This is a genomic window from Coprococcus intestinalis, assembly GCF_023656595.1.
GTDB lineage: Bacteria > Bacillota > Clostridia > Lachnospirales > Lachnospiraceae > Coprococcus_A > Coprococcus_A intestinihominis.
This window is the reverse complement of record NZ_JAMOKJ010000003.1, coordinates 195,203-216,725: the sequence shown is the minus strand read 5'-3', so window position 1 is coordinate 216,725 and position 21,523 is coordinate 195,203. Positions and strand designations below refer to the sequence as shown.

The following is a 21,523-nucleotide window of genomic DNA, read 5'->3' as shown; positions in this document are numbered from 1 at the left end:
AACAGGGCAGTTTTGGACATCAGAGCTGTCCTGTTCTGATAAAACCAGACAGACGTTATATGAGGCGAAGGGGGCTGTTATGACAGAAGAAGTATACAAAGAAGCGGCACAGAATGTGACAGCCTGGTACAGGCAGTATGGTCGTGATCTGCCATGGCGTCGGACAGGCAATCCATATCATATATGGATCAGTGAGATCATGCTGCAGCAGACGCAGGTGGATACAGTCAAGCCGTATTACGAACGTTTTATTGAAACGTTGCCGACGGTGGAAGACCTGTCCGGGGCAGATGAGCAGCGTGTTTTCAAATTGTGGGAAGGATTAGGCTATTACAGGCGGGCATCACATTTGAAGGAAGCTGCATCCATGATTGTGAATGAATATCATGGCCGTTTTCCTGAGACATATGAGGAACTGCTGAAGCTAAAGGGCGTCGGTATGTATACAGCAAGCGCCATTGCCAGTATTGCTTTTGGCATTCCGAAGGGCGTTGTGGACGGCAATACACTGAGAATTGTTGCCAGATTGTTTAACCGGGAGGACAACATAGCGCTTCAGAAGACGAAGAATGCTTTTGGGGAGATTATGGATGCCATGATCCGTTATGCGGAGCCCTCTGACTTTAATCAGGGGATGATGGATCTTGGTGCAATGATCTGTACCCCATCAAAGCCATCCTGTGATGAATGTCCGGTGGCTTCATTATGTCAGTCAAGAAAATGTCAGACAGTTCTGCGGCTTCCGGTCAACAATAAGGTTGTGAATAAAAGTATTCTGGAGTATATGACAGTTGTCATCAGAGATGGAGACCGGTATTTCATGGTACAGAATGAGCAGGGACTGCTGCAGCATTTGTATGGTTTTGCCCAGTATGGCTGTGATATGCCGTCAGAATTTGAGAAGGCCTTTTATGATGATTATGGCGTGAAGATACGGCTGACACAGTATATCAGTGATATTAAGCATGTCTTTACACACAGAGAATGGCGGATGCATGTATACGGCGGTGAAGTTGTCGATCCGGCCACCAGGCCTATGAGAGATTTTTACAAGCTTGAAGAAATTGAGCAGCTGCCGGTTTCAACGGCACATTTAAAAGTATTAAAAGCTTATTTGAAGGTACTGCAGTGATTGATTTTCTGAAGGAGGGATGCAATGAATATTCGTGAAGAGAGAGAAGCATGGGAAAGGGCGTATTTGAGTCCTTATGCATCCAGAAGCAGTGAAACACGTGGAAGAGACCGGGAAGAACAAAAGTGCGATATACGGCCTGAATATCAGAGGGATAGAGACAGAATCCTTCATTCCAAGGCTTTCAGACGGATGAAGCATAAGACACAGGTTTTTCTTGCCCCAAGGGGTGACCATTACAGAACAAGACTTACGCATACACTGGAGGTATCCCAGACTGCAAGAACGATAGCAAGGGCATTAAGACTCAATGAAGATTTGACGGAAGCGATTGCATTGGGGCACGATCTGGGGCATGCACCTTTTGGGCATGCCGGTGAAGCGGTTCTGAATGAGATATGTCCGGAGGGATTTAAGCATTACATACAAAGTGTTCGTGTTGTAGAAGTTCTGGAGAAGAACGGACAGGGGCTGAACCTGACGAAAGAAGTCAGAGACGGTATGATGAATCATTCTACATCCAGAATGCCTAAAACGCTGGAGGGCAAGATTGTGAGACTGTCTGACAAGATTGCTTATATCAACCATGATATTGATGATGCGATCAGAGGAAGAATTATCACAGAGGAAGAGCTGCCGGACAGGTATACGGATGTTCTGGGACATGATTCAAAGGAACGACTGAATACATTGATCCACGATGTGATCGACAACAGTATGGATCAGCCGGATATTTTGATGTCATCGCATGTGGAAGAGGCGATGCTTGGCATGCGCCGATATATGTTCGACCATGTGTACACGAATCCAAAAGCTAAGAATCAGGAGACAAAAGCTCAGAATCTGCTGAGAGAATTATATGAATATTATATGAAATATACAGAACAGATGCCGGAGGAATACAGGCGATTGATTACAGACGGGCGATGCTCCAGGGAACGGGCTGTGTGTGATTATCTGTCGGGAATGACGGATCAGTATACAATTGAGACGTATGAGGAACTTTATATTCCGAAGGCATGGAAGATATACTAGAAGGATGTGACAGGTATGTATTATCCTGATGAAGTGATAGAAGAAGTCAGAAGCAGCAATAATATTGTGGATATTATCGGCGGTTATGTCAGACTTCAGAAAAAGGGCAGTTCCTATTTTGGCTTATGTCCGTTTCATAATGAGAAGTCACCGTCTTTTTCCGTCAGCCCGAATAAACAGATGTATTACTGTTTCGGATGCGGAGCGGGCGGCAACGTGTTTACTTTTATTATGGAATATGAGAATCAGACATTTCCGGAGGCTGTAAAAATACTGGCAGACCGGGCCGGAATTGCGCTTCCGGAGGCAGAGCTGACGGAAGAACAGAAAAGAGAAAGAAATAAACGTCAGCTGCTGCTGGAAATCAATAAGACAGCCGCCAATTATTTTTATTATCAGCTGAATGGGGATCAGGGACAGCAGGCGAGAGAATATCTTGAGAACAGGAGACTGTCAAAGGAGACACAGATTCATTTTGGATTGGGGTATGCCAGCAAGTACAGCAATGATCTCTATCTGTACCTAAAGAAAAAGGGCTATCAGGATCAGATTTTAAAGGAGACAGGGCTTCTTACTTATGATGAGAAAAGAGGTGCCCATGATAAATTCTGGAATCGTGTGATGTTTCCAATCATGGATGTGAATAATCGGGTCATTGGTTTTGGCGGTCGTGTTATGGGAGACGGAACGCCAAAGTATCTGAATTCACCGGAAACGATGCTCTTTGACAAAAGCAGGAATCTTTATGGACTTAATTATGCCAGAACATCAAGAAAGCCTTATATGATCATTTGTGAGGGATATATGGATGTTATCGCCATGCATCAGGCGGGTTTTACCAATGCCGTGGCATCCTTGGGAACGGCATTTACAGCACAGCACAGCGTACTGCTTAAACGATATACACAAGAGGTACGTCTGGCCTATGACAGTGATGGTGCAGGGCAGAAAGCGGCACTCAGAGCCATTCCTATTCTGAAGTCTGCAGGTATCAATGTCCGGGTAATACACATGGATCCTTACAAAGACCCGGATGAATTCATCAAGAATCTTGGTACGGAAGCCTTTCAGGAGAGAATCGATGCGGCCGAGAGCAGTTTTATGTTTGAAATTTCTGTATTGGAGAAAAATTATAAACAATCAGATCCTGAAGGAAGAGCTTCCTTTATGAAGGCGATGGCCAGACGACTGCTTGAATTTCCGCAGGAACTGGAGAGAAATATTTATATTGATGCGATTGCCGGACGTTATGGTATTGCTTCAGAAGAATTAAAACGTATGGTGAACAGTTTTGGTGCTTCCATGAGCAGGGAGCAGGTGGAGGCGGCCATTTATCAGCAGCAGGAACGGGAAGAAATGCCGGCAAAAAAGCGGGTTGAGAAGGAAGATAGTGTGCTGACAGCGCAGAAGTTTTTCCTGACATGGCTGATTGAGGAACCGTCGATTTATGATAAGACAAAGGACTATATCAATGAGGATGATTTTGTGGAACCATTATATCATCATGTGGCTGCACTTGTTTTTGAAGAACTGAGAGCAACGGGACAGGTGATGCCGGCCAGAATTCTGAATCAATTTGAGGATGTAGAGGAACAGAAGACAGCAGCGTCACTGTTTAATACAAGGCTTAAAACCGATGATGACCCTGCAGTCAGAGAGAAGGCGTTGAATGAAACCGTGAAGCGCATCAAGAAGAACAGTCTGGAATTGAAGAGCAGAAGTGTCAGAGAAATTGCAGATCTTCAGAAAATCATCAAAGAGAAAGCACAGCTTCAGAAACTGTATATTTCTCTTTAAAAATGGAAAACTACTAACAACTTGCCCGGAGGAAAACAAATGGACGAAAATATGGCGTTTTTTATGGATAAACTAAAAGAACTGGTTCCTTTTGCAAAAGAAAGGGAACAGGAGCTGACATCGGATATGATCAGTGATTTCTTTGGTCATATGCCGCTGACAGAAGAGCAAATGGAGAAGATTTATGATTATCTTGAATCAAACGGCATTTTTGTAGATCGAAGCAACGATGAACCGGATCGCAGAATGCTTGATGAGGCGGAAGAGGAGATTGATCCGAATGATATTTCAGTACCGGAGGGAATCGGAACGAATGATCCGGTCCGGATGTATCTCAAAGAGATTGGGAATATTCCACTTTTGACACCGGAAGAGGAAGTTGAACTTGCCAAAGAGATGAAAGAAGGCAGCAAGCAGGCGGCTAAGAAGATGGCAGAAGCTAATCTTCGCCTTGTCGTCAGCATTGCGAAGCGGTATGTAGGGCGCGGTATGCAGTTTCTGGATCTGATTCAGGAAGGCAATGTGGGCCTGATCAAAGCGATTGAGAAATATGATTATACTAAAGGCTATAAATTCAGCACATATGCGACTTGGTGGATTCGTCAGGCAATCACCCGGTCTATTGCAGATCAGGCAAGGACGATCCGTATTCCGGTGCATATGGTGGAGACAATGAACAAGCTCACAAAGGTTCAGCGTTCATTGACACAGGAACTGGGCAGAGAGCCGTCTGTGGAAGAAATTGCCGAGAATGTGCATATGGATGTAAACAGAGTACGGGAGATTTTGAAGCTGGCTCAGGAGACGGTTTCTCTGGAGACACCGGTCGGAAGCGAAGAGGAGAGCCATCTGGCTGATTTTATCGAAGATGATCATACGCCGCTGCCTTCGGATGAAGCCGCATTTGGACAGCTTAAGGATGATATCAGAAGTGTCCTTGACAAGTTAAATGAGCGTGAACAGAAAGTGCTGAGAATGCGTTTTGGTCTGGACGATGGCAAGGAACATACATTGGAAGAGGTAGGTCAGGAACTGCATGTTACCCGTGAACGTATCCGGCAGATAGAGGCGAAGGCCCTTCGCAAGCTGCGTCAGTCTGGTAAGTCTGCAGGCCTTGAGGGCTATTTGAATCAGTAGGCGGGGTGAACAGATGCAGTTATCAATACGAATGCAGGCCGTGGCTGATATGGTGACGCCTGGAGGAAGAATAGCGGATATTGGTACAGATCATGGCTATGTGCCAATCTATCTTGTTGAACAGAATAAAGCAGATCATGCGATTGCAATGGATGTGCGAAAGGGGCCATTGGCCAGGGCTGGTGAGAATATTGTCAGATTCGGGTGCAGCGACAGAATAGAAACACGTTTGTCGGACGGATTAGCTATGCTGAAACCGGGAGAGGCTGATACAGTGATTATTGCAGGAATGGGCGGATTGCTGACGATCCGTATCCTGGAAGCGGGGCTTAAGGTACTTCAGAGTGTCAGCGAATGTATCCTGCAGCCGCAGTCCGATCTGGACAAAGTCCGGCAGTTTCTGCATCAGCATGGTTTTCAGATCGTACAGGAAAAGATGCTGATCGATGAAGGCAAATATTACGTTGTGATGCGGGTGCTTCATGGTGAAGAGAGGATTTATACAGAGGCAGAAGATATCTATGGCAGATTTCTGATCAATGAAAAGAATCCGGTATTGAAAGAATACCTTGAGAAACAAAAAGCGGTCAAAGAGAAACTGCTGTTGGCGCTTAAGGACAAGACATCTGAGAAGAGTCATGAACGGCAGCAGGAACTTTTGCATGAGCTTCAGATCATAAATGAGACGATAACAAGGATGGTGGATGAAAATGCAGAGCAGAGACCTGATTAAGAAACTGGAAAAACTGGCACCGCCGGAATATGCGGAGAGTTGGGATAATCCCGGACTTCTTGTGGGGAGTGCCGACAGAGAAGTCCATAAAGTATACATAGCGCTGGATGCTGATGGCGGAGCAGTTGAAAAAGCTGTACAGTGCGGCTGTGATATGATTCTGACACATCATCCGCTTCTGTTTTCAGCCATTAAATCTATCAGAGATGAAGATTTTATTGGTCACCGACTGATGATGATGATTGAAAACAAGATCAATTATTTCGCTATGCATACCAATTTTGATGTGGCAGTGATGGCAGATATTGCTGCAGACAGGCTAGGGTTGAAGAACCGAATGCCGCTGGCGATGGTCCGGGAGACGGAAAGCGGGTTAAAGGGCATTGGGGCTTCGGGAACACTTGACGATGAGCTGACGCTGGCAGAACTGGCGGCGCTGGTCAGAAAAGCCTTTGATTTGCCGCAGGTAAGATGTTATGGAGATCCGGAGACGACAGTCAGAAAGATTTCCATGTGCCCGGGATCCGGAAAGGGGATGGATGCCGATGTCCTGAAGGCGGGCAGTCAGGTGTTTATTACAGGAGATGTGGATCATCATTACGGTATTGACTGTGTCGAGAAAGAAATTTGTGTGATTGATGCAGGGCATCATGGACTTGAACATATTTTTGTGCCGTATATGGAACAATGGTTGAAAGAAAATTGTCCGGAGATTCAGACAGTCACAGACGACAATCAGTCACCGTTTTTTGTCATATAGAGAGAGTGTTTGGTATATATGGGGGATGTGAGTATGTCAAAGATTCATTTAAAAACAGGCAAAGGCTGCTTTACATATGAGGCCGGAACAACGCTGGAGGCTATTAGCAGGGATTTTCAGGAAGATTATCCGCATGATATTATCCTTGCCCGTGTGGACGGTAAGCTGGCAGAGCTGAACAGTTGCATGGACAGAGATGCAGAGATTGAATTTATCACAACAGGAGAAGCTGTCGGCAATGAAGTTTACCGGAGAACAGCCAGCATGATGATGCTGAAGGCATTTCAGGATGTAGTGGGCAGAGATAATTTTGAACGTCTGACTGTACAGTATTCACTTGACAGAGGGTATTATTGTGAACTGGTGTCAGATACAGCGGTGACAGAGAGGCTGTTGGACAAGGTGAAGACGCGTATGATGGAGATTCAGCAGGCAAAGATGCCGATCATCAAGAAATCTTTGCCGAAGCGGGAAGCAATTGAAATGTTCAGAGAACATAAAATGTACGACAAAGTGAATCTTTTTCACTATCGCCGCAGTTCCAGGGTCAATATTTATATGTTGGAGGATACTATTGATTATTTTTATGGATATATGGCATCCAATACAGCTTATATTCGCTATTTTGATCTGTATCTGTATGATGATGGATTTGTTCTGCAGATGCCGGAACCTTCAGCACCGGAAAAAGTGGATGCCTTTGAACCGCCTGAGAAATTATTCAATGTTTTGAAGCAGTCAACCCGGTGGGGAGAACTTTTGGGTGTGCGTACGGTAGCAGATATTAATAATGCACTGGCAGACGGCAGCTTTCCTGAACTTATGCTTGTTCAGGAGGCATTGCAGGAGAAGAAAATCGCAGAGATTGCAGAGAATATAATTGAGAGCGGCAAGCGGATCATTCTGATCGCCGGACCGTCGTCGTCGGGAAAGACAACATTTTCACACCGATTATCTATTCAGCTTCGGGCCCATGGCCTGAGACCGCATCCGATTCCTGTTGACAATTATTTCGTCAACAGAGAGGATACACCTCTTGATGCGTACGGCAAGCCTAATTTTGAATGTCTTGAAGCATTAGACATCAAAGAACTGAACAAGGATCTGCAGGGACTTCTGGCAGGAGAAGAAGTGGAACTTCCGATTTTCAACTTTGTATCCGGCAAACGGGAGATGAGCGGCGAGAAACTCCAGATTGGAGATAGGGATGTACTTGTGATAGAAGGTATTCATTCATTGAATGATGCCATGACCTATTCTATTGACAAGGAGAATAAATTCAAGATTTATATCAGTGCCCTGACCCAGTTGAACATTGATGAACATAATCGGATACCGACAACCGATGCAAGGCTTTTGCGGCGTATTGTTCGTGATGCGGCCAAACGCGGTGCAAATGCGGCAAAGACGATTTCTATGTGGCAATCTGTCCGCCGGGGGGAAGATGAGAATATATTCCCTTATCAGGAGAACTGTGATGTCATGTTCAATTCCGTCCTGATCTATGAACTGGCTATTTTGAAACAGTATGCGGAACCGCTGCTTTTTTCCGTCAGGGAAGATCAGCCGGAGTACGAGACGGCCAAATACCTTATCAAGTTTCTGGGATATTTTCTTGGGTCGAGCAGTGAAAATGTTCCACAGAATTCCATACTTCGAGAGTTTATCGGCGGCAGCTGCTTTAATGTCGGATAATAAAACAGTTTACATTTGAAAATGAATGTGATATGATAGGGAACGTAAGTCTGTCGGATAATCGCGGCTGCAAGCGTCGAAAGACCGCAGGTGAGGAAAGTCCGAGCTTCTCAGGGCAGAGTGCCGGATAACGTCCGGTGGAGGCGACTCCAAGGCCAGTGCAACAGAAATAAACCGCCTGCTTCGTCAGGTAAGGGTGGAAAGGCGAGGTAAGAGCTCACCGCTCCTCTGGTAACAGAGGAGGCTCTGTAAACCCCACTCGGAAGCAAGACCGCATATAAGACGATACGTCGGCCCGGCGTGTTTTAGGGTAGGTCGCTCGATCCTGCTGGCAACAGCAGGGCTAGATAGATGATTATCGTTTCCGGTTTCCCGGATTCACATAACTCGGCTTACAGACAGGCTTACATCATAAGGATTCATAGAGGGAGCTGTCGCTTTTACTAACAGAGATTAGTGAAGCGTCGGCCCCCTTTTCTTTTCAGAGTATGTTAAGGTTTTTGTAAGGACTTAACGGCTGCGGCTGTGTTAGAATAAAAACAGCAAAAAAAGAGGAGAGAGACAATGGCTGAACAAATTGAAATACTGGTAGTAGATGACGATAAGGAAATTGCGAATCTTGTAGAGATCTATCTGTCAAGTACAGGCTATAAGATCCATAAAGCGTACAATGCAGTGGATGGTTTGGCGTTGCTGCAGAAATATGATATTAAGCTGGCGATCATTGATGTCATGATGCCTCAGATTGACGGCATTGAGATGTGCCGTAGAATTCGTACATGCCGGAATATTCCGATTATTATATTAAGTGCCAAATCGGCAGATGTGGACAAGATTCTCGGCTTAAGTGTCGGAGCGGACGACTATATGATCAAACCTTTTAATCCGATGGAATTACTGGCCAGAGTGAAGTCTCAGCTGAGACGTTATCTGGAGCTGAATCCGGGAGTGGTGCCGGACAGCAATATGATCGAAGTGCAGGATGTGGTCATTGATACGAAGAAGCATCGGGTAACGGTGGATGGCCGGGATGTTGTACTGACTCCGATTGAATTTAATATTCTTCAATTGTTGGCAAGTCATCCGGGACGTGTTTTCAGTACAGATGAGATTTATGAAAATGTCTGGAATGAGAAGCTGTATGAAGCGAATAATACGGTGATGGTACATATGCGTCGGCTGAGGGAAAAGGTTGAGAAGAATCCGAGATCACCGCAGTTGATCAAGACAGTCTGGGGAGTGGGATACAAGATTGAAGGTTAAATTAACAGAAAGTTTTAGAATTCGCATTATGCTTTATACATGTATCAGTCTGCTGGCGGCCGTTTTGGTGGATATGGCAGTGCTGTTGTTTTGTATTCGTTCGCGCATACTGGTCAGTGATTATGGATTGAATGAAAAAATAAATCTTCATGCACACAGCAGCAATTATATGATCAACAACCAGATTCACGCATCAACAAAGAGTATGCTCGGTGAATCGGATATTTTTTACAGGATATTTGGTGTGGGTATCAAGGTGCAGCTGATCATTGTACTGATCATACTGGCACTGATTATTTTTTTGATGGTATTTTTTCTTTTGACGCGTCGTGTGATGGCATATATGATGAATATTCTGCAGGGAGCCTGCACAATGGCGGATGGAGATTTTTCTCATAGAATTGATGTGCGTTATCATGATGAATTTTCAAGCATCGCAGACAGCATCAACCGGATGGCGGATACTGTTGAGGCGATGAAGCAAAAAGAACAGGAAGCGGAGGAGACAAAGAATGAGCTGATTACGAATGTGGCCCATGATCTCCGAACGCCGCTGACATCTATTATCGGTTATATCGATATTGTCAACAATATGCCGGATCTTTCGGAAAAACAACGATCAGAATACCTGAAGATTACATGGGAGAAGGCTCGAAAGCTTGAGAAACTGATTAATGAACTGTTCAGCTTCACAAAAATCAGTTATGGCGGTATGCCAATGCGTATGGAGAAGATTGATGTCATCAAAATGCTTGAACAGGAAGCGGACGAACTTTATCCCACATTCAAAGAGAACGAGCTGGAATGTCTGCTGGAGACAGATGCCGACAGTTGCATGATCATGGCAGACGGGGAACAGCTTGTGCGCGTATTTGATAATTTGTTGGGCAATGCCATCAAATACGGCCGATATGGCAAGATGATCCGAATTCGTACATTAACAGAGAATACACAGATCCAAATTCAGATTGTTAATTACGGCAGTGTGATCCCAGCTGAGAATCTGCCATTTCTCTTTGAGAAGTTTTACAAAGTAGATGCTTCCAGACAGCCTTCCAGTGAAGGCACAGGGTTGGGGCTTGCCATAGCAAAAAGTATTGTAGAGAGTCATGGAGGAAGTATTTCTGCCAGAAGTTCCTTTGAGGGAACAGTATTTGAGGTCGTACTTCCGACGGCAGGGGCATATCAGAATGGGGTGGTGGCATGACAGGTGTACGAAACAGAATAGGTTTAGTTGTTGTTTTGCTTCTGATATTGATTCCGGCTGTTTATGTCCTGGCAGATGAGGCATATATAGATAGTGATCGATTCACAGTGAATACAGCGGAGATTGACGGGGATATTCAGTTTACGGATGTGACCGGATGCAGTGTTCGGATGCAGGTGACGAATCATGGTGATGACTTCGAGGGAACATTAAAGATCCTTCGTTATGAATGCACTGACGGCAGTTATGTGTCTGCTGTGGGAAGAACCGTGCATATCAAGAGCGGGGAAACCCAGGATATTTATCTCAAGCTTTCCAATATTGCTTATGATGGGACACCGTATCATGTCCCTTTGCGTGTAGATTTCCTGGATAAGGATGGACAATTGCTGTGTCAAAAGATTACGGATTTCCAGGTATCACCGGACATCACAACGAAAGTGGCAGCAGGTGTTTATACGGATGATGCACAGAAACTGGCTGTCATTGATCAATCCAGATTTAAGTATGAAACAACCAACATTTCCGGTGATATTACCATGAAGTCCAGACAGATGACAGACGAAGAACTGGCGAATATCAAGCAACTGAATATCAATCTTCTGATTTTGGATAAAGTCGTGTCGGAAAGCACCTGGGAGAATGTTTCCGAATGGATTATGTGCGGCGGATATGCAATGATGGAAAAAGCGTGCTGTCAGAATATGATCCATAAGATGCCGGATGACAACGGTCTGGTGGATTGGGGCAAGGGTCGGATTCTTGTTTATGATGCATCTGAGTGGAATGGCATCATGTTTCTTAAATCTGTCAGAAATTTGTTTGGAACGGATGGCATCCATGCATTGATCGCGGGAGACTATAGCGGATATTACTGGAATGTCCAGTCCATCCTTAATTATGATATTGCCAGTAAATTACCTCCGGTGACGATTTATTTCGTTATTTTGCTGATTTATATTTTATGTATAGGACCGGCGGTCTATATGATCCTGAAAAAAAGAGATAAGCGGGAATATATGTGGCTGTGGATTCCGTGTCTGGCGGTATTATTTTCGGTGATTGTATATAAAGCGGGCAGCAGTGTCCGTTATGCAGAACCGTTTATACGATATTATTCTGTTGTTGATATAACGGAGGAGGCAAACATTGAGCAGACAAAGCTTGTTCTGATCAGTCCGAATAAAGGTCGCTCTGTGTTTAGTATCGATAGCAAATATAATCTGAAGCTTCTGAATGATATGTATTTGCTGTATGATGATCAGAATGACAGGTTGACGGCGCTGAAAGAAAAATTCGGAGATGCAGAATATAACGTGGCCATGTCTGTTTCAGATACAAGGACAGATGTTATGGTAAACAGTGCGGCAACCTTTGATGAAGACCATTTTTCTAATGAGCGGATTCTGAATTCTGAGGGTGGAATAGATGTGGATGCGGCTTATTATCGAGGTGAATTGACTGGAACGGTGACGAATACAACACCGTGGAATCTACATGATGCGTTTATTATTCATAAGGGGCTGCTGTTCCAGCTCGGTGATCTTGATGCCGGTCAGACAATCATCTTGGATCATCTGAAAGAAGCCCAGTTGGTAAAGAGCCGGAATGATGTCTTAGATACCTGGGAGATGAAGAATGAAGGCAATACAGCTGCAGTTTCGGCTGTGATGAGCGATTTGATCGGCAATATTACATCTGCATCAAGTATGACACTTGCGGATGATATTGTGGGCGGTTTTTCTATGGATTATGATATCGGTGTGCAGATCAGTGAAGATATCGCGTCCGTAGACGGCATAACACTGATCAAAGAGAAGACGGCGATAGCCGACAGCGGCAGCGGATGGGCAACACAAGCATTGATCGGACCGGAAGAACCGGAGAGTGAAGAGGAGCTTTATGCTTATGATACGGACAGTTATATGATTTATGGAACAGATATGCTGAATGTGTCTTATGTGGTTGAAAGGCTGTCTGGTGAACTGTATTTGAAGTGGCTGAATCCGGATGCAGGTATGAGCGTTTCGTTTTATAATCTTTCGACCGGGGTATATGATACAGTGTTTCGGGACAGTGACGAGATGGCAGAAGATGATCTGAAGAATTATATTGCAAAGGACGGTAAGATCAAAGCGCATGTTCAGGCAGCAGATGCCAATGAAGATCATTATATGCCTGTATTTACCGTGTCAGGAGGCGAAGAGAATGATTGAGATCCGACATCTGTATAAAGCTTTTGACAATCATATGGTTCTCAGAAACCTGAATATGAAGATTAATGAGGGTGCGGTGTATGGGTTTGTGGGACCGAACGGAGCCGGCAAGACAACAACCATGCGTATTATTGCCGGTTTGCTGAAGGCTGACAGCGGACAGATTCTGATCGATGGTGAAGATATCGATGCCAGACATAAAGAGCTGATCGGCTATATGCCGGATTTCTTTGGTGTCTATGACAGGCTGAGAGTAAAAGAATATATGGCCTTTTTTGCTTCTATTTATGGTCTTGATAAGGAAGAAACAGAGAAAAAGATCAGGCAGCTTCTGGAGCTTGTAAGGCTGACAGAGAAGAAAGAGGCATATGTAGACAGCCTTTCAAGAGGCATGAAGCAGCGCCTTTGTCTGGCAAGATGTATGATTCATGACCCGAAACTGCTGATTCTTGATGAACCGGCGTCAGGTCTTGATCCAAGAGCCCGTTATGAATTCAAGGAAATTATCAGACAATTGAGAAAAGAAGGCAGAACTATCATGATCAGTTCGCATATTCTTTCCGATCTTTCAGAAATGTGTACGAACATTTGTATTATTGATGAAGGAAGATGCGTGATGGAAGGCAGCGTGGATGAGATTGAGTATCACATGATCACGGCTTCTCCGCTTGTTATCCGTACGGCAGGAAGACAGGAAGATGCGATCCGTCTGATCAGACAGAATGAAATGGTGGAGACGCTTTCTTATAATGAAAATGAGATTCAGGCAGTCTTTAAGGGTGAACGGGAAGATGAGGTTATGCTGCTTCATGAACTGATGGCAGCAGATATTCCGGTTTATTCCTTCGGCAGAGACAGAAGCAGTCTTGAGACGTTATTTATGCAGATTACGGACCGGGAGGTGAAAGAACATGCGCATGAATCCGGTCTATAAAAATGAACTGAAGATGTCGGCCAGATCAATGCAGCTTCCGGTGCTGGCTGTGATTTTTAACAGTATTCTGTCGGTTGTTGCTTTGATTGCTTTATATGGCATTCGACAGAACTATATTAACAGCGGCGGAAATCCGTATCATTCAATGATGATACTTTATGTTGTTGTCCTGACTATAGAAGTGGTTTTACTCTGTCTTTTTGTACCATCGGCAGCCGGTGGCAGCATTGCCGGTGAGCGGGAACGTCAGACGCTGGACATTCTGCTGTCATCAAGGATGACGGTAAGGGAGATTGTTACGGGCAAACTGCTGTCTTGTATCAGTATGGCAGTGCTGCTTGTTGTGACAAGCATTCCAATTTTAGCGGTGACATCTATGTATGGCGGCATGCAGCTGGGATTACTTTATCAGTCAGCAGCCTATGTGGGATTTTTTATTCTGTTTGCCGGAAGTATCGGTGTTTTTTGTTCCTGCCGTTTCAAAAAGACAACTTATGCTTCTATATCGGCTTATGGTTTGCTGATTGTTTTGACAATAGGAACCGGTTTGCTGGTTCTTCTCCTTAATATGGTTTTTGGCGGCGGATTTGGGCAGTTTTCGGTGACAGCCTCTGTGTCGGATATTTCCTGTGCATACAGCAGCGAGGTAGATATGGGTACGGAGGTGTCTACAGTGCATGCAGTTGCCGGAATTATCTACCTCTGGCTGTTGAATCCGGCCATTACCTATGGTATGCTTATTTCTCATCAGATAGGAGAAATCGGCATAGTGGAGGAATTATTGCATCGAATGGGAGCGGCACAGGTGGTAGTTGAACACTGGCTTGCTGTCAGCGTATCTGTTCAGGCTGTTTTCATCATCATTATGACAGCTTTGTCGACAAAATACCTGGATCCTCAGAATGAACGCTTTAAAGCGGGCAATAAAATATTAAAAAAGCATAAATCTCAATAAAATCAGTTGCATTACCTTTACGAATCGTGTATAACAGATGAAAGGTATCTTTGGATATTCATTTGAGATAAAAGGAGTTTGGTAAAGTGACACAGGAAAGCTGGTTTCAGAGATTATGGCGTCTGATTACGCCGGAGCTGATATATCTTGCGATATGTTATATAGTTGATCTTGCGGCAGCTGCTTATTTGAGATTTTCAATGGGCGGAGAGTATTCATCAGGGGATTTTGAGAAATTTACGGTAGTTTTGTCTGATAAACTGATTCAGTATGCGGTATTGCTGCAGACTGTGGCAGCGTTTTTCAGTATATTGATCCTGCTTTGGATGTATTTTAAAGACTACAGAAAAAGACGCTTTGTCTTTGAAAGGAAGAGCACTGCATGGCCATGGTGGGGACTCTTGATCCCGATTGGTATACTCGTTTCTCTGGCAGGCAATCTTCTGATCAATTTGACGAATCTGACAGAGGTATCTGAGAACTTCGAACAGTCCCAGAAGCTGCTGTTTTCAGGTCCTTTTGTAATACAGATTATTGGCATCGGCATGATCATTCCTATATGTGAGGAACTTATTTACCGCGGTCTGATCTTTATGCGGATGCGTCAGTATTGCAATGTGAATCTGGCCATTGGCCTGTCGGCACTTCTGTTTGCTGCCTTTCACGGCAATGTCGTTCAGGGAATTTATGGCTTTGCAACCGGTGTCTTATTTGCGTATGTGTATGAGAAATACGGTTCATTAAAGGCACCAGTGCTGGTTCATGTCTCAGCTAATCTCATGTCGCTGGGACTCTCGTATGTGAACCCTTCCTTTGCGGACAGAGGGAGAGTGTTTATAGTAGGAATTGCAGCAGCAGCGGTATGTCTTTTACTGTTATGGGCAGTGGACGGACATGTTGCAGCCAGGAGAATCTATCTGAATAATGCAGATGCAGCTGCCGGAGCGCAGGAAGATTAAGCAGGCGTATTGAAAACGGGAAATTTCAACAGGAAATTTCCCGTTTTTTTGAGGTATAAGTGCCTTTTGTCCATCTATCAGGGTCGTGATTCGTCAATGAATGATGATTGCCGTATATTTTTGAGTATGCTATACTTTTAATGTCAGGGAATGACTGAACATTTGAAAATGGCATTGACTTTTCAGACAAGATAGTGTAATATAAACATTAGTTCGAAGAACGAATGTTCACAAAACGCATGAAAGATGTGTGATCATATATAATGAATCAGAGTCATTAAGGCCGGTTGGCTGTCAGAGAATAAAGGAGATTTTGGGATGGATAACAGTGAAAAGTTGAAAGCTTTGGATGCAGCGATTTCAAAGATTGAGAAGGATTTTGGCAAGGGTGCGATCATGAAGCTCGGGGACAAGAGCAAGAACATGGATGTGGAGACGGTTCCCACCGGTTCTTTGAGTCTGGATCTTGCGCTGGGGCTTGGCGGCCTTCCGAAGGGACGTGTTGTAGAGATCTACGGACCGGAATCTTCCGGTAAGACCACAGTGACATTACATATGGTTGCAGAAGTGCAGAAGCGAGGCGGTATTGCAGGATTTATCGATGCTGAACATGCCTTGGATCCCTCTTATGCCCGCAGGATTGGTGTAGATATTGACAATCTTTATATTTCACAGCCGGATAATGGCGAGCAGGCACTGGAGATCACTGAGATGATGGTTCGTTCCGGTGCTGTGGATATTATCGTTGTGGACTCTGTTGCGGCACTGGTTCCGAAGGCGGAGATTGATGGCGATATGGGCGATTCTCATGTGGGTCTTCAGGCAAGATTAATGTCCCAGGCGCTCAGAAAGTTGACAGCGATCATCAGTAAGTCCAATTGTATTGTTATTTTTATTAATCAGCTGCGTGAGAAGGTCGGCGTTATGTTTGGCAGTCCTGAGACGACAACCGGCGGCCGTGCACTGAAATTCTATTCATCGATCCGAATGGATATCCGTCGTATTGAAGCGATTAAGCAAGGCGGAGAGATCGTCGGTAACCGTACACGTGTGAAGGTTGTGAAGAATAAAGTGGCACCGCCGTTTAAGGAAGCGGAATTTGATATTATGTTTGGTAAGGGCATATCAAGAGAAGGTGATATTCTTGATCTGGCAGCCAATACAGGGATTGTCAACAAGAGCGGCGCGTGGTATTCTTATAATGATGCCAAGATTGGCCAGGGTCGTGAGAATACGAAGAACTATTTCCGTGAGAATCCAGAGATTATGGAAGAAATCGAACATAAGGTTCGTGCGCACTTTGGTCTGGAGGCAGAAGGAAACGATGAAAATGTAGGCGGTCAGAGATCAGACAGTGTGAAAAAGGGTTCTGATGTGACTGCTTCTGAGACAGTGACGGAGAATGAATAAGAATAATGACAGTTACAGCGATTGAGTCTGTGACACGACATAAGATGCGGGTTTCCTTGGATGGGGAACCTGCATTTGTGTTCACGGACAAGGAGATAAGAGAGTGGAATCTGGAAGAAGAAATGGTGCTGGATGACTCGGAGGAACAGGCCCTTTTACAGTATGTCAGCCGTGAAGCGGCACGCACAGCGATGAATCTTCTTGTGAAGCGGGATTATGCTGAGGTAGAGCTTTATCGAAAGTTGAGAGATAAGGGATACAGTGAGTTTTTTGCAGGGAAAGGCATTGAGTACGTATCGGCCTATCATTATCTTGATGATGCACGTTATGCAAGACAGATGATCGGGAGTCGGAAGGACACGATGAGCCGGAAGATGATGGTGAGTAGGATGCGGCAGAAAGGACTTTCAGATGAAGTGATCCAGGAGGCGATGGAAGAGGCAGATTGGACAGATGAAATGGGGATTGCAAGAGAGATCCGAAGACGTTTTTCTTCAGCAGAGCAGATAGAATCGCTGACAGATAAGGACAGACAGAAGCTGATCCAGTCACTGATGCGCAAGGGATATGGGTACAGTGACATTCAACATGTGATCCGGCATTTAGATGAATTGGAGGAAGGTACAACATGGAATTGAGTATTCTTTTGGCAGAGCAGATTTTTTCGCTTCTGTTAATGGTATTGACAGGCTATGTGGTACGCAAGCTGAATGTTGTGCCGAAAAGCGGCAGAAAGGTTTTGGCTTCCATTGTTCTCTATGTGTCAGCGCCGTGTATCGTATTTGATTCTTTTCAGATTGAATATTCTTCAGAGAAACTTTTTGGCCTTGTGGTTGGATTTGCAGCAGCTTGCATTGCACTGGCGGTTTTTATATGGGCAGCTTCTGTGTGCAAGAAGATTTTTCATTTGTCAGCTTCAGAACAGACATCGGTTACTTATGCGAATACAGGCAATATGATCATTCCGTTGGTGAATAATATACTCGGTTCGGAATATGTGCTGTATACGAGCCCTTACAATTGTACCCAGACAGCTCTTCTCTGGATCCATGCCTATAATCTGATCACCGGGAATAAGAATGTTCAATTGAAGAAGATTTTGCTGAATCCCAATATCATAGCAATGGTAGCAGGCCTGATCTTCTTTTTACTGGGTATCCAGCTTCCGGGACCGCTGCACCATACAGTGACTCAGCTGGGCAGCCTGATCGGACCTTTAAGTATGCTGAATGTAGGGTTTATTATGGCCGAAGAGAATCTGCTGGATGTATTTAAAGGAAGGAAGATATGGCTGGTGACGATTCTGCGTCTGATCATTCTGCCGATGATCATGATCTTTTGCGTGCGCCTGACGGGGATAACATCCAGATTTCCCCAGACGAAAAGTGTATTGCTGATCTCACTGTTGGCAGCAGCAGCACCGACAGCTTCATCTATTGCACAGTTTGCAGAGATTGCGGACAATGATGCTGTTCCGGCAGGAAAGATCAATATACTGTCAACTTTGTGCTGTATCATTACAATGCCGGTGGTGATCATGATTTATCAAGTGCTGTGTTAATGTTTTAACCAAAGATAAATAGTCACAAAATTTTGACAATTCAAGGGGTTTTATGCATAGGATACTTGACATAAGTTCAAAAAAAGTATAAAATTTAAGTGTTGTATTCTAATACAATGAAATTAAATAAGGAGGTGCTCCTGTGCCAGTAATAGCTATTATTGTGCTTGTTCTTGGCATTCTCCTCATTTTAGCTGGACTTTATCTGATCAAAAGCAATAAAGATAAAGCTGAGAAGATTGGCAATGCAGAAGAAAAGGCCCGTAACATTATTGATGAGGCTTTGAAAGCTGCAGAGACCAAGAAAAGAGAAGGTTTGTTGGAACTTAAGGAAGAAACTTTAAGAAACAAGAACGAACTGGAGAGAGAGAGTAAGGAACGTCGCTCTGAACTGCAGAAGTTTGAGAAGCGTGTTCTTGCTAAGGAAGAAGCACTTGACAGAAAGGCAGATTCACTTGAGAAGAGGGAGAGCCAGCTGACTTCAAGAGAAGACAAGCTGAACAAACGTCAGGCTGAAGTGGATGCTCTGAGCGAAAAGAGAGTACAGGAACTTGAACGAATCTCAGGTTTGACCTCCGAACAGGCAAAAGATTATCTTCTGAAGACTGTGGAAGATGAAGTGAAACATGAAACAGCAATGTTAGTGAAGGAACTTGAAACCAGGGCAAAGGAAGAGGCAGGAAAGAAAGCCAAAGAGTACGTGGTTACCGCAATCCAGAAATGTGCAGCTGACCATGTTGCTGAGACAACGATTTCCGTTGTTCCGCTTCCGAATGACGAGATGAAGGGACGTATTATCGGTCGTGAAGGCCGTAATATCCGTACACTTGAGACGATGACAGGTGTTGATCTGATTATTGATGATACACCGGAAGCCGTTATTCTTTCCAGTTTTGACCCGATTCGTCGTGAAGTTGCCCGAATTGCCCTTGAGAAATTAATTGTCGATGGACGTATCCATCCGGCCAGAATCGAAGAAATGGTAGAGAAGGCGCAGAAGGAAGTCGAGACAATGATTCGCGAGGAAGGTGAAGCAGCAACACTGGAAGTTGGTGTACATGGCATTCATCCGGAACTTGTACGTCTCCTGGGTAAGATGAAGTTCAGAACAAGCTATGGTCAGAATGCGCTGAAGCATTCTATCGAAGTAGCTCAGTTATCAGGTTTACTGGCAGCTGAGATCGGCGTTGATGTTCGTATGGCGAAACGTGCGGGATTATTGCATGATATTGGCAAGTCTGTTGACCATGAGATGGAAGGATCTCATATCCAGATTGGCGTTGATTTATGTAAGAAGTACAAAGAGTCACCGATTGTTATTAATGCTGTTGAATCACATCATGGTGATGTTGAACCGACATCGTTGATTGCATGTATTGTACAGGCCGCAGATACTATTTCTGCTGCAAGACCTGGTGCAAGACGTGAAACACTTGAAACCTACACAAACAGATTGAATCAATTAGAAGATATTACCAACAGCTTTAAGGGTGTTGAGAAATCTTTTGCAATTCAGGCAGGTAGAGAGATTCGTGTAATGGTAGTTCCAGAGCAGGTAAGTGATGCAGATATGATCTTACTTGCAAGAGATATTGCGAAGCAGATTGAAGCGGAGCTTGAATATCCGGGCCAGATTAAAGTAAATGTAATCAGAGAGTCAAGAGTAATGGAATATGCGAAATAACTTGCATTGAGTGAGTGTATATCCGACAAACGATTTGTTTATAAACTTTGATAGGGAATAATAGAGGCAGAATAGATCAGTGATCAGGATTCTGCCTCTTTTTATGTGATAATCTTATGTATACTTGGGAAAATGTTAGTACTTTGCAGAAAAAGTGAAATGTGATATAGTGGTAGTATATGTTGAAAAGAAGAAAGGGTGTAAATATAATGAGTGAAACATGTAATGAATCAAGCTGCAGTTCATGTTCCGTAGAGGGATGTTCATCAAGAAAAGCAGCAGATATGAAGGAACCAGCCAATCAGTACAGTCATATTAAGCATGTGATCGGTGTTGTTAGCGGTAAAGGTGGTGTCGGCAAGTCACTGGTTACATCAGAACTGGCAGTGAAACTGCACAGACAGGGATATAAAGTCGGTGTTTTGGATGCGGATATTACAGGACCATCTATCCCGAAGGTATTTGGTATTCATGAGAAGGCTGTGGGCAATGATAAAGGTGTATTTCCTGCACAGACACCGGAAGGCATCAAGATTATTTCTGTCAATCTGATGTTGGACAATGAAGAAGATCCTGTTATTTGGAGAGGCCCTGTTATTGCAGGCGTGGTGAAACAGTTCTGGAATGAAGTTATCTGGGGAGATCTGGATTATCTTCTTGTTGATATGCCTCCGGGCACCGGGGATGTTCCTCTGACAGTTTTCCAGTCTCTGCCGGTGGATGGCGTTATCATTGTTACGTCTCCTCAGGAACTGGTAGAAATGATTGTCAAGAAAGCTTATAATATGGCGAAGATGATGAATGTACCGGTACTTGGTCTTGTTCAGAATATGAGTTACTTGCTTTGCCCAGATTGCGGCAGAATGATTTATATTTACGGTGAAGGCAAGGGAGAACAGACAGCTAAGGAACTTTCTATTCCATCCTATGCAAGTCTTCCAATCGATCCGTCCATTGCAGCTTTATGTGATGCCGGCAAGATTGAGGAATTCGATCATCCTTATCTGGATGCAATGGTGAAATACCTGTCATCTTTAAACTAATT

18 protein-coding genes and 1 other RNA gene are annotated in these 21,523 nt (G+C 44.3%); all 19 read left to right on the top strand.

What is annotated here, in order from left to right; genetic code table 11:
• Positions 1 to 79: 79 nt before the first annotated feature.
• Positions 80 to 1,132 carry an A/G-specific adenine glycosylase gene (gene mutY, locus NBH03_RS03870; protein WP_250797313.1) on the top strand — a complete coding sequence of 351 codons (1,053 nt, stop codon included), beginning with the start codon at positions 80 to 82 and terminating at the stop codon, positions 1,130 to 1,132.
• A gap of 24 nt (positions 1,133 to 1,156) precedes the next feature.
• The gene (locus tag NBH03_RS03865; RefSeq protein WP_015513997.1) at positions 1,157 to 2,167 is read left to right on the top strand and encodes a deoxyguanosinetriphosphate triphosphohydrolase; all 1,011 of its coding nucleotides are present in this window, start codon (positions 1,157 to 1,159) and stop codon (positions 2,165 to 2,167) included.
• A 15-nt stretch (positions 2,168 to 2,182) separates the two neighbouring features.
• A complete protein-coding gene (gene dnaG / locus NBH03_RS03860) occupies positions 2,183 to 3,964 on the top strand; it encodes a DNA primase (RefSeq protein ID WP_215689374.1) in 1,782 nt (593 codons plus the stop codon).
• 39 nt (positions 3,965 to 4,003) lie between these two features.
• Positions 4,004 to 5,101, top strand: coding sequence for an RNA polymerase sigma factor RpoD (rpoD, locus tag NBH03_RS03855; RefSeq protein ID WP_117539431.1), 1,098 nt, complete (start codon positions 4,004 to 4,006; stop codon positions 5,099 to 5,101).
• A 13-nt stretch (positions 5,102 to 5,114) separates the two neighbouring features.
• Positions 5,115 to 5,834: a tRNA (adenine(22)-N(1))-methyltransferase gene (locus NBH03_RS03850; RefSeq protein WP_250797311.1), complete on the top strand. Its 720-nt coding sequence runs from the start codon at positions 5,115 to 5,117 to the stop codon at positions 5,832 to 5,834.
• Positions 5,812 to 6,594 carry a Nif3-like dinuclear metal center hexameric protein gene (locus tag NBH03_RS03845; RefSeq protein ID WP_250797306.1) on the top strand — a complete coding sequence of 261 codons (783 nt, stop codon included), beginning with the start codon at positions 5,812 to 5,814 and terminating at the stop codon, positions 6,592 to 6,594. Before NBH03_RS03850 ends, NBH03_RS03845 begins: the two co-directional genes overlap by 23 nt.
• A 33-nt stretch (positions 6,595 to 6,627) precedes the next feature.
• A complete protein-coding gene (locus NBH03_RS03840) occupies positions 6,628 to 8,289 on the top strand; it encodes a nucleoside kinase (RefSeq protein WP_250797302.1) in 1,662 nt (553 codons plus the stop codon).
• 45 nt (positions 8,290 to 8,334) lie between these two features.
• Positions 8,335 to 8,700, top strand: an RNA gene (gene rnpB / locus NBH03_RS03835) — RNase P RNA component class A.
• 153 nt (positions 8,701 to 8,853) lie between these two features.
• A complete protein-coding gene (locus tag NBH03_RS03830) occupies positions 8,854 to 9,552 on the top strand; it encodes a response regulator transcription factor (RefSeq protein ID WP_015514003.1) in 699 nt (232 codons plus the stop codon).
• Positions 9,542 to 10,759, top strand: coding sequence for a sensor histidine kinase (locus NBH03_RS03825; RefSeq protein ID WP_250797298.1), 1,218 nt, complete (start codon positions 9,542 to 9,544; stop codon positions 10,757 to 10,759). The genes NBH03_RS03830 and NBH03_RS03825 overlap by 11 nt, the downstream gene beginning before the upstream one ends.
• Positions 10,756 to 12,975: a DUF8725 domain-containing protein gene (locus tag NBH03_RS03820; RefSeq protein WP_250797296.1), complete on the top strand. Its 2,220-nt coding sequence runs from the start codon at positions 10,756 to 10,758 to the stop codon at positions 12,973 to 12,975. Before NBH03_RS03825 ends, NBH03_RS03820 begins: the two co-directional genes overlap by 4 nt.
• Positions 12,968 to 13,909 (top strand): ABC transporter ATP-binding protein, encoded by a 942-nt coding sequence (locus NBH03_RS03815; RefSeq protein WP_015514005.1) that lies wholly within the window; start codon positions 12,968 to 12,970, stop codon positions 13,907 to 13,909. The genes NBH03_RS03820 and NBH03_RS03815 overlap by 8 nt, the downstream gene beginning before the upstream one ends.
• Positions 13,887 to 14,864, top strand: coding sequence for an ABC transporter permease (locus NBH03_RS03810; RefSeq protein ID WP_250797292.1), 978 nt, complete (start codon positions 13,887 to 13,889; stop codon positions 14,862 to 14,864). The genes NBH03_RS03815 and NBH03_RS03810 overlap by 23 nt, the downstream gene beginning before the upstream one ends.
• 86 nt (positions 14,865 to 14,950) lie before the next feature.
• Positions 14,951 to 15,823 carry a CPBP family intramembrane glutamic endopeptidase gene (locus tag NBH03_RS03805; protein WP_250797288.1) on the top strand — a complete coding sequence of 291 codons (873 nt, stop codon included), beginning with the start codon at positions 14,951 to 14,953 and terminating at the stop codon, positions 15,821 to 15,823.
• Positions 15,824 to 16,141: 318 nt separating this feature from the next.
• Positions 16,142 to 17,233 carry a recombinase RecA gene (recA, locus tag NBH03_RS03800; RefSeq protein ID WP_250797279.1) on the top strand — a complete coding sequence of 364 codons (1,092 nt, stop codon included), beginning with the start codon at positions 16,142 to 16,144 and terminating at the stop codon, positions 17,231 to 17,233.
• 5 nt (positions 17,234 to 17,238) lie between these two features.
• On the top strand, positions 17,239 to 17,871 hold the full coding sequence (locus NBH03_RS03795; protein ID WP_250797277.1) for a regulatory protein RecX: 633 nt from the start codon (positions 17,239 to 17,241) through the stop codon (positions 17,869 to 17,871).
• Entirely contained in the window at positions 17,862 to 18,794 is a 933-nt protein-coding gene (locus tag NBH03_RS03790; RefSeq protein ID WP_250797274.1) for an AEC family transporter, read from the top strand. Before NBH03_RS03795 ends, NBH03_RS03790 begins: the two co-directional genes overlap by 10 nt.
• Before the next feature lie 142 nt (positions 18,795 to 18,936).
• On the top strand, positions 18,937 to 20,478 hold the full coding sequence (gene rny / locus NBH03_RS03785) for a ribonuclease Y (protein ID WP_117527955.1): 1,542 nt from the start codon (positions 18,937 to 18,939) through the stop codon (positions 20,476 to 20,478).
• A 209-nt stretch (positions 20,479 to 20,687) separates the two neighbouring features.
• On the top strand, positions 20,688 to 21,521 hold the full coding sequence (locus NBH03_RS03780; RefSeq protein WP_015514010.1) for an Mrp/NBP35 family ATP-binding protein: 834 nt from the start codon (positions 20,688 to 20,690) through the stop codon (positions 21,519 to 21,521).
• The last annotated feature ends 2 nt before the right edge of the window (positions 21,522 to 21,523 follow it).

Excerpts from the sequence above, each read along its gene's own strand:
- NBH03_RS03810 (WP_250797292.1), top strand. The coding sequence starts at position 13,887 with ATGCGCATGAATCCGGTCTATAAAAATGAACTGAAGATGTCGGCCAGA.
- NBH03_RS03830 (WP_015514003.1), top strand. The coding sequence starts at position 8,854 with ATGGCTGAACAAATTGAAATACTGGTAGTAGATGACGATAAGGAAATT.
- NBH03_RS03820 (WP_250797296.1), top strand. The coding sequence starts at position 10,756 with ATGACAGGTGTACGAAACAGAATAGGTTTAGTTGTTGTTTTGCTTCTG.
- NBH03_RS03795 (WP_250797277.1), top strand. The coding sequence starts at position 17,239 with ATGACAGTTACAGCGATTGAGTCTGTGACACGACATAAGATGCGGGTT.
- NBH03_RS03815 (WP_015514005.1), top strand. The coding sequence starts at position 12,968 with ATGATTGAGATCCGACATCTGTATAAAGCTTTTGACAATCATATGGTT.
- NBH03_RS03790 (WP_250797274.1), top strand. The coding sequence starts at position 17,862 with ATGGAATTGAGTATTCTTTTGGCAGAGCAGATTTTTTCGCTTCTGTTA.
- NBH03_RS03865 (WP_015513997.1), top strand. The coding sequence starts at position 1,157 with ATGAATATTCGTGAAGAGAGAGAAGCATGGGAAAGGGCGTATTTGAGT.
- recA (WP_250797279.1), top strand. The coding sequence starts at position 16,142 with ATGGATAACAGTGAAAAGTTGAAAGCTTTGGATGCAGCGATTTCAAAG.
- NBH03_RS03850 (WP_250797311.1), top strand. The coding sequence starts at position 5,115 with ATGCAGTTATCAATACGAATGCAGGCCGTGGCTGATATGGTGACGCCT.
- NBH03_RS03840 (WP_250797302.1), top strand. The coding sequence starts at position 6,628 with ATGTCAAAGATTCATTTAAAAACAGGCAAAGGCTGCTTTACATATGAG.
- rpoD (WP_117539431.1), top strand. The coding sequence starts at position 4,004 with ATGGACGAAAATATGGCGTTTTTTATGGATAAACTAAAAGAACTGGTT.
- dnaG (WP_215689374.1), top strand. The coding sequence starts at position 2,183 with ATGTATTATCCTGATGAAGTGATAGAAGAAGTCAGAAGCAGCAATAAT.
- NBH03_RS03845 (WP_250797306.1), top strand. The coding sequence starts at position 5,812 with ATGCAGAGCAGAGACCTGATTAAGAAACTGGAAAAACTGGCACCGCCG.
- NBH03_RS03780 (WP_015514010.1), top strand. The coding sequence starts at position 20,688 with ATGAGTGAAACATGTAATGAATCAAGCTGCAGTTCATGTTCCGTAGAG.
- mutY (WP_250797313.1), top strand. The coding sequence starts at position 80 with ATGACAGAAGAAGTATACAAAGAAGCGGCACAGAATGTGACAGCCTGG.